The organism is Eubacterium sp. 3_1_31 (genome assembly GCF_964249515.1).
GTDB classification, from domain to species: domain Bacteria; phylum Bacillota_I; class Bacilli_A; order Erysipelotrichales; family Erysipelotrichaceae; genus Longicatena; species Longicatena caecimuris.
The window spans coordinates 21,155-28,819 of record NZ_CAXUBY010000036.1; the positions used below are offsets into that span (position 1 = coordinate 21,155).

Annotated in this window: 11 protein-coding genes and 1 pseudogene; 3 read left to right on the forward strand and 9 right to left on the reverse strand. The window is 50.9% G+C overall.

Annotated features, from left to right (window positions below; translation table 11 throughout):
- The first annotated feature begins 47 nt into the window (after nt 1–47).
- The 3 genes from ACESSZ_RS12555 to ACESSZ_RS12565 all read left to right on the forward strand — a co-directional run bounded on the left by ACESSZ_RS12555 (nt 48) and on the right by ACESSZ_RS12565 (nt 2,578).
- Entirely contained in the window at nt 48–743 is a 696-nt protein-coding gene (locus ACESSZ_RS12555) for a response regulator transcription factor (RefSeq protein ID WP_117567961.1), read from the forward strand.
- Nucleotides 740–2,110: a sensor histidine kinase gene (locus ACESSZ_RS12560; protein WP_173793794.1), complete on the forward strand. Its 1,371-nt coding sequence runs from the start codon at nt 740–742 to the stop codon at nt 2,108–2,110. The genes ACESSZ_RS12555 and ACESSZ_RS12560 overlap by 4 nt, the downstream gene beginning before the upstream one ends.
- Nucleotides 2,111–2,212: 102 nt before the next feature.
- The gene (locus tag ACESSZ_RS12565) at nt 2,213–2,578 is read left to right on the forward strand and encodes a helix-turn-helix transcriptional regulator (RefSeq protein WP_005927604.1); all 366 of its coding nucleotides are present in this window, start codon (nt 2,213–2,215) and stop codon (nt 2,576–2,578) included.
- Nucleotides 2,579–2,747: 169 nt separating this feature from the next.
- On the opposite strand, the gene ACESSZ_RS12570 is transcribed toward ACESSZ_RS12565, so the two are convergent.
- The 9 genes and pseudogenes from ACESSZ_RS12570 to ACESSZ_RS12610 form a co-directional block, all read right to left on the reverse strand.
- The gene (locus ACESSZ_RS12570) at nt 2,748–4,148 is read right to left on the reverse strand and encodes a relaxase/mobilization nuclease domain-containing protein (protein ID WP_330593419.1); all 1,401 of its coding nucleotides are present in this window, start codon (nt 4,146–4,148) and stop codon (nt 2,748–2,750) included.
- Between the two features lie 94 nt (nt 4,149–4,242).
- Nucleotides 4,243–4,533, reverse strand: a complete 291-nt coding sequence (locus tag ACESSZ_RS12575; protein WP_023042378.1) for a CD1845 family protein — start codon at nt 4,531–4,533, stop codon at nt 4,243–4,245.
- A gap of 177 nt (nt 4,534–4,710) precedes the next feature.
- Nucleotides 4,711–5,052 (reverse strand): plasmid mobilization protein, encoded by a 342-nt coding sequence (locus ACESSZ_RS12580; RefSeq protein ID WP_021419845.1) that lies wholly within the window; start codon nt 5,050–5,052, stop codon nt 4,711–4,713.
- Nucleotides 5,052–5,234: a DUF4316 domain-containing protein gene (locus ACESSZ_RS12585; RefSeq protein ID WP_021419846.1), complete on the reverse strand. Its 183-nt coding sequence runs from the start codon at nt 5,232–5,234 to the stop codon at nt 5,052–5,054. Before ACESSZ_RS12585 ends, ACESSZ_RS12580 begins: the two co-directional genes overlap by 1 nt.
- A 12-nt stretch (nt 5,235–5,246) precedes the next feature.
- Nucleotides 5,247–5,837, reverse strand: a complete 591-nt coding sequence (locus ACESSZ_RS12590) for a defense against restriction DarA-related protein (protein ID WP_243870798.1) — start codon at nt 5,835–5,837, stop codon at nt 5,247–5,249.
- 132 nt (nt 5,838–5,969) lie between these two features.
- A complete protein-coding gene (locus ACESSZ_RS12595; protein ID WP_102268374.1) occupies nt 5,970–6,371 on the reverse strand; it encodes a cysteine-rich VLP protein in 402 nt (133 codons plus the stop codon).
- Between the two features lie 194 nt (nt 6,372–6,565).
- Nucleotides 6,566–7,213 carry a DUF4366 domain-containing protein gene (locus ACESSZ_RS12600; protein ID WP_173793791.1) on the reverse strand — a complete coding sequence of 216 codons (648 nt, stop codon included), beginning with the start codon at nt 7,211–7,213 and terminating at the stop codon, nt 6,566–6,568.
- Complete coding sequence (locus ACESSZ_RS12605; RefSeq protein ID WP_173793790.1) at nt 7,200–7,466, reverse strand: DUF4315 family protein; 267 nt, start codon at nt 7,464–7,466, stop codon at nt 7,200–7,202. The genes ACESSZ_RS12600 and ACESSZ_RS12605 overlap by 14 nt, the downstream gene beginning before the upstream one ends.
- A gap of 22 nt (nt 7,467–7,488) precedes the next feature.
- Nucleotides 7,489–7,593 (reverse strand): annotated as a pseudogene (locus tag ACESSZ_RS12610) (peptidase P60); the annotation flags it as partial.
- Between the last annotated feature and the right edge of the window lie 72 nt (nt 7,594–7,665).

A 7,665-nucleotide genomic window follows, 5' to 3' on the forward strand; every position in this document is an offset into this window, starting at 1 on the left:
ACCTATCTTGAGGTATAATAAGAGCAACAAATAAAAGGTGGTGCCTTATGAACGATAAAAGAATCCTTGTAGTTGATGATGAAACAGATTTGTTGGAGATGGTAAAATCTATTTTTACAAGAGCAGGATTTACACAGGTATTGACGGCTTCGTCTGGCGAGGCAGCCTTAAAAATGTGTGAGGAGCAAGAACCAGATATGATGATACTCGATGTTATGATGCCTGGTATGGATGGGTTTGCTGCATTAAAAGAACTACGAAAGACCAGCAAAATTCCTGTCTTAATGCTGACAGCTCGTGGCGAGGCCGAAGATAAATTTGTAGGCTTTGAAAATGGTGCAGACGACTATCTGTTAAAACCATTCTTACCAAAAGAATTACTATTTCGAGTACAGGCTATATTGAAACGCGTTTACCCGGAGAAAGAGCGGAAAGTGTTCTTTGACGCTGCTACGGTTGATCTGGAAAAAGCAATCGTCCAGAGAAGCGGAGAAAGTATTTCGCTGACAGCCAAAGAGTTTCAACTTTTTGAAAAACTGTATGAAAATCAAGGCAGGATCGTTACCACAGGCGCATTATGTCAAGCAATATGCGGTGATTTCTGGCAAGGATACGAAAGTACATTAGCAACTCATATCCGGCATCTAAGAGAAAAAATCGAGGAAAATCCTTCAAAACCAGTTGCGCTTGTAACAATTAAAGGAATTGGGTATCGTCTGAACATTAAGGGGGTGCAAACGTGAACAAATCAGAGCGATTTTTTCGCCGCTATATATTTTCAATAGTCAGTATCATCATTCTCTTTCTATTCGTCAATATTTTGTTAGTAACCTCTTTCTTTGCAGCCGCCTATTTAGGGAATGTAAAAAACTCAAATTTCCCGATTGAAGATTTTTCAAATCATATCACAGAAACTAACGGGCAATTCAATGCCGATATACAGGCAGAGGAAATGTTAAACAATGCTTGCGCATGGGCCATGATTTTGGATGAAAATGGAAACATAATTTGGGAAATGAATGTGCCGGAAGAATTGCCGCGCCACTATTCCACAACGGACGTTGCTATGTTCAGCCGTTGGTATCTTAACAGTTATCCAGTTAATATTTGGAATCGACAAGGCAGCCTTTTAGTTGTTGGTTTCCCGCAGGGATATGTAACGAATTACTACACTTCCATCAAAACTCAATATGTTCGGCCGATAGCGTTTGGATTTTTAGCCGCTGTCTGTATCAATGTTTTGTTAATGTTGTATCTATTTGTCCGAAATGCCCACCGGATTGAAAAAGCTATGGAGCCGATTTTGAATGGCATACGACATCTTTCATCCGGGCATCCCGTTCATCTGGAAGAAAACGGGGAGTTAGCAGAAATCAATGCCGGTTTGAATAAAGCCGGTGATTACTTACTAAAAAAAGATAACACCCGCGCCGAATGGATCAGGGGTATTTCTCACGATATACGCACGCCGCTTTCTATGATTTTAGGGTATGCCAGCGAAATTGAAGAAACTTCTTCTTTGCCGGAAACCACCAGAAAGCAAGCGGAAATTATCCGCAAACATAGCGAAAAACTAAAGAATTTAGTTGAGAATTTGAATTTGACTACAAAACTGGAATATTCCATGCAGCCTATGCAAAAGCAAACACTTGTCCCGGTAGAATTGGCGAGGCAAGCCGTAAGTGAAGTTTTGAATGATGGCCTATCAGACAAATATGAATTAGAGCTATCAGAAGATAATCCCGGAAAAGCTATCACTATTACTGGCGATCAATCCTTACTAAACCGGATGTTATGCAATTTAATCAGGAATTGTATTGTCCATAATCCAAACGGGTGTAGGATACAAGTATCAGTAGGAAGCTGTGATAGAACGTGTACCTTTTCTGTAATAGACAATGGCTGTGGAATAAGTGAGCCGCAACTAAACACATTGAATAACGACAGAGATATTTCCAGTACGCAAAAGCAAACGGGAGAAATCGAGCATGGGCTGGGTCTTAAAATCGTGCGGCAGATTGTGAAAATACATCAAGGCACAATTCAATTTTCTGATACTGCCCCGCACGGATTAAGCGTAGAAGTTGTTATTCCAATAGAAATATATTAACTTATAATAGACAGACAAAAACAAGAAATAAAATACTACCTCACATCAAATTTCATTACATTCTCATAATTCAACCCGAAATGTACAATGATATAGGGTGATATGAGAATGAACCAAGATGAAAGAAGGTTTGACTTTCACGGCCTCGGGTTGGCGCTCAAAAGAGCCAGAGAAGAAAAGGGCTGGACACAAGCCTATGTTGCGGAATTAGTAGACCGTGACTCCCGCACCATTATGAATATTGAGAACAAGGGGCAGTATCCCAGCTTCGACCTTTTTGTTAAACTCATTACCATGTTTGACGTCTCAGTTGACCAGTTTATTCATGCGGATGGAGGGGCAAGGTCAAGCTCTTGCAGAAAGCATATTGATGTGCTACTAAACTCCATGAACGAAAAAGAGCTTGTCGTGATAGAAGCCACAGCCGAGGGCATTAAGAAAGCCAGAGAAACGGAGGTTCCAGAATAAGGGCCTCTGTTTTTTTGCGCCATTTTAGGGGCTGCCGCTAAGTGGCAAGCAATGCCTCTGTGGCCACAAGTGGCACAAAGGCGGCTTGTTGGGGCTCGCCCCAAACCCGTATCTTCGGGCCAACATGGCCCGAAGTGTCAGCGTCGCTTTGCTCCTCATTTTCATAACCTTAACGCTCCTTTTCCTGCTTTCTTCCCGGCTCGGTGTAGCCCATCAAAGTGTCAATGTTCGCCTTGATCGTGACGATCTCCTGCATATCCCGTCGTGCCTTCTGGTATTCTCCATAGAGCTGTTTTTTCTTTGCTGTGAGCTTGCGGCCTTCTTCCTTCAGCACATCCATTTTGGGGAGCTTTGCCCCGCCCAGCAGAGAGCGCATTTCTGCTTGTGCAGCCCGGTACAGTTCAAGGTCGGCCTCATGCTCCGCAAGGAATTTCCGGCTGTACTTCGTCGCCTTATACTGCTCAAAGACTGGGCGGGTTTTGGCATACTGAACCGTTGCGGCCTTTAGCCCGGCATTGGTTTTCATGGCCTGTTCCGTCTGCTTGATCTGCTCGGAAATGGCATGGAAACGGTCTGCCGCCTCGGTGGCTTTCTGCGCCAACTGCTCATAATCGGTCAGGCCATTGTCCTGTATATAGGCAAGGGTAGCGGCCATCTGCTTAATGTTAAATACCTTCGCCCAGCGTTCATATCCCGGTCCCTTACCGGCAGCCAGCTTCGCTTGAATATCCACCGCCAGACTGATTTTCCGCTCCGAGTGCCCGGGGCGTTTTTCTTTGCCCTCAATGGCGGCCAGAACATCTTGCAAGCCGTAGCCGTCCCCCAGCGTGGAGGCACGCAGACGGGTAAAGCGTTCCTGTCCCTGCCCGGTCAGCCGGAAACTGATACCGCCGCCCCGAACCGTCTTGACCTCATATCCCGCCCGCTTCATCAGGGAAAGAAATTCGTCCAGATCAGCGGGGCGTTCCGCCAGTGCAGTATCAATGGCGAGGCGCAGCCTGTCCTGATAGGAAAGCGGCCCTTTTCGTTCTTTCTGCCATTCTCCATAATTCCGGTACTTACCCTTGCTCCGGGGCTTCGGGTTCTCCACGATGGACAGCCCGTTTTCAAGGCACAGCCTGTCAGAGAGCCGCCGAAGGGCGAAGCTGGAGCCCCAAAAATTTCGGAATTTCCGGGTGCAGTCAAGGGTGGTGGAGTTGTAATAAATGTGACAATGGATGTGCTGCTTGTCGGTATGTGTGGTAACGATAAAAGCGTGCCGCCCCTTCGTCCAGCGCATAGCCAGCTCATAGCCGATACGGTTCGCCTCCTTCGGGGTGATCTCGCCCGGATAGAAGGATTGTCGTATCTGATAGCACAGCACATCATTTTCTTTTTTCTGTTCCCGGCCCGTCATAGCGGCATAGCTGGCCTTTGCCAAAAGGAACTCGTCTGCCACGGTGGCCGGATCACATTCATAAGCGGAGATATACTTTCCGCTTTCTGTTTTCTCCGGGTCCTTGCCATAGTCCAGACAATCCCGGATAGCCTCAGCAATCGTTTCGCCTTCGCCCGCATGGCGCTGTAACAAAGTTGTGGTAGCCAGAAATCATCCCTCCTTTCCATGAGAAAGGGGCGGCCCATTCAGACCGCCCCGACTTCGGGCCAGTATGGCCCGAGGCTGCTTAACTTGCCAGGAACCGATACAGAGCGGATTTGCCTCCGTCCAGCGCCCAGAGAAGGGAGCCCGCCGCCGCTTGCAGTCCATACGGCGAAAGGAGGAAGGCAAGAAACAGAAATACAATCCCGCCTATGGGCGTCGGCGTGAAAAAGAGAGCGACACCCAGCACCACCAGGATCACAGAGGCAATCGTCAGCAGGACGGCACAAATATCAAACAGGAACACCAGCAGAGCCGCCAAAAGGGACAGCGCCAACGCAAAGGGAGCAACCAATATTTTCAGCAGTATCTTCATCTTCAAAACCTCCTTTATCTATCCTTCCTACCTCTATTTTATCATGCCTGTCCGGGGACATAAATGTTGCGAAAGATTAGTGAATCCTGTCCCGGAGCTTCGGGTCAACATGGCCCGAAGTGGTAAAAAAAGAACAGGGCGGCAAGCCCCACACAACGGAAGCTTGCCGCCCTCGTCTTACTTTGCCACCAGCTCGGAGAGCTCCCGCAGCACCTTTGACACCTCGCCCCACAGCTTTTCATAGTCCCGCTTCAATCCGTCGATTTCCTCCGGGTACACGCCGTAGGTATGCGCGTGTACGGCGACCTGATTGAGATTGTTGGAACAGCGCCTTTGCAGAGAGATCAATTCTTTTATGGGCGCAAGGTCAACGTGCAGGATATACCCGTTCAGAGCCATCTTCCGCACATAAGCCCCGGCATTGGAAATGCCCGCTTCGGCCATCCGTTCATGGATGGCCGCCAGCTCGTCCGGCGTCACCATGACGTGCAGATGGACATTCCGCTTGCGGTTCTCCATCAGCGTTCCAGCTCCCGGCCCTTTCTGCGCTCTTTGGGCTCCTTCACTTTATCCAGCGGTTTTGCGTCCAGCTCCGGGGGCGCAGGCTGGATGGGCGTGTTATTGGGTACGCCGTCGATCATGTTGCAGTTCTGCTCCGTGGAGAGCTCGGCGGTTTTCAAATAGTTGTCTTTTTCGTGCATGGCAATCCTCCTTTATCGTTCCTCATGGTTTTTATGGTTCCGCTTCTGGCTGGGTTCCTTCGGGGGTTCCTGCCCTCTGGCTCCATCCTTGAGCCGGGCGGTGATGGAGGGGCGCACCCGGTCAGGATTGGCCGGTGCGGGTTTCAGCTCGTAGTCCTCCATCTGTTTTTCGGTCAGCGGCTTCGCATAGGTCAGTTCTCCCCATGCCATCAGCCTGCCATTTGCCACAGGACGCCGCCTGTCGTCATCGTAGTTGACGATGGAAAGCGGAAGGTTATCCGGGGGCTTCGGGTAGGTGCCTATGTCCACAGGGCGCTGGGTGGAATAGTAGCGGTAAACGCCATCCGGGCCCAGCTCTGTATTTTTGACTGCTGCATGGTAAAGGTGCTGATAATCGTCCACCCGGCGATCAAAGTCCCGCTGCGCCCATTCCAGGCTGTTTCCATAGCGGCCCCAGTAGTAATCCCGCTGGCCCTTTTCGCCTTCGGTAAACTGCCAGGTTACAAAGGGGTCCGGCGCTCCCGGATTATGCCCCAACGCAAAGCCGTGTCCGCTGTCAAAAGTGGTTGTTTTCAAAATGGCATAGCCTTGTACGATCTCCAAGAGATACCTCCTTTCTGTACCTCGGGCCAACATGGCTCGAAGTGTGGTATGTTACGAAATGAGGGAGTAAACCGGGGCGGGATGGGTTGCAGTATTCCCGCCCCGGAAACGCCCTCAAAAAAGCCCGGAATATCAAGCCTTTCGGGGTGGCAAATCGTAACCGCCGCCCGGCCTTTTCTCCCGCATTTTCCTCATGCGTTCCCGGCTTTTCCGGCGGTTTCCTTCGGCCTTGCAGGCGTCGGAACAGTAGGCTTGACGGCCTTCGGGTAAAAATGCCCGCCCGCAGACCGTACAGGCCCGAAGCTCCGGGGAGCCGCCTTCCACGGTCAGCGCCGCAAGAAGCTCCGGGTCGAGGGGCAAGACGGCCTCCCGGAAATACCGGCAGTAAGCGCCCGTCCAGCATTTGTGCAGCATATAGCAGCCACAGTCCAGCGGCAGGCACAGGCCCGTTTCCCGGTCATAGTTGGCGCACATCCCCGTGACAAGGGAACGGATTTTCTTCTTCTCGTCACGGGTCAGCTCCCGGGCGTCCATTCAGGACTTCGGGCCACGATGGCCCGAAGGGCGGGGCTCCACGATCAGCGCCCGGAATTTCTTCCGGCACTGTTTTTTCTTTCCTTTGCACTCCTTGTAGTAACGGCATCCCTTACAAGGGTCGTCATTGTCCCAGCCGGGGTGCGGTACTTCCTTCATCATTCGTTCAAAAGGGCTGCTTGTAAAATTCATTCTCATTCCTCCGTATCTTCCTCCCACGGCGGGGTATCTTCGTCCTCGGGTTCCTCTGCGATCTCCTCCAGCTCCCCGTCCTCATATTCGCAGTAATCATCTTCCAAATCCGGGGCCTCATGCTTCGGCTTGTAAATCTTGAAATAGTAACCAATCCCACCGCCGGCCAGCACCACCGCACCGATCAGGAGCAGAGAGAGAAGGGGGCTGTCCTTTTTCTCCGGCTCGGGTTCCGGTACTTCCTCCACAGGTTCGGTGGGCTTTGGCTCTGGCTCCGGGGTCACTTCTTTGGGCGGTTCCTTACCCTGTTCGGCAAGAGGCAGAAGGTCGTCTGTGGTAACGGTATTGAGGAAATAGACGTTCTCACTGGTTTTCTGCTTGTCGATCACCAGATAAAATACGCTCTCGTCTGCGGTGGTGATGGTGTAGAACTCTTTGCCGTCCTCGTCGGTGGCGTTGTCCACCACGGTTCCCGTCCCGTCCGGGGTAAAGGGGTTCTGGGTTTCCGGCTCCGCTTCGGTTTCCGCCGGGGTGGGCGTTGTCTCCGGCTGCGGCTCGCTGCTCTGGGCGTAGGCCGGAACCGTAAAGAGCAGGCAACACAAAAGGCTGGCAGCAATCGCCGCCAGCCTGCGGTATTTAGTTTTCTTCATGGGCTGTGTCCTCCTTTTCGGATGCCTCCGGCTTCGGGTCAGTATGGCCCGAAGCGGTAAGGCTGTTTTTGGGGTCATTCAGAAAAGCCATAAGCTGGGCGGGCGTCAATTTAAGGGAGCGCACCGCCTGCACGATCTGGCTGTTTTCTTCCTCCTGTTTCTGCTTTTCCAGCTCCCGGATTTTGGCCTGCCATTCGGCAGCCTTCTCCCGGGCTTTTTCCAGTTCCTTATCGAGCTTGTCGATCTTGTTCATGCAAGGACTCCTTTCCTCTGGCTCACAAACGCCCGAAGGCATAGAAATGTGTCTGCCAGTAGCTTGAATTGATGTTTGCGTATTGGATTGGCGAACCACAATGGAGCATCATCCCGTCGCCTACATAGTAGAGTAGGAAAGCACCGCCTTTCCTTATTTCTAGGGTAGGTTTGTGCAGTCCTCTCCCCGAACCGTGCTT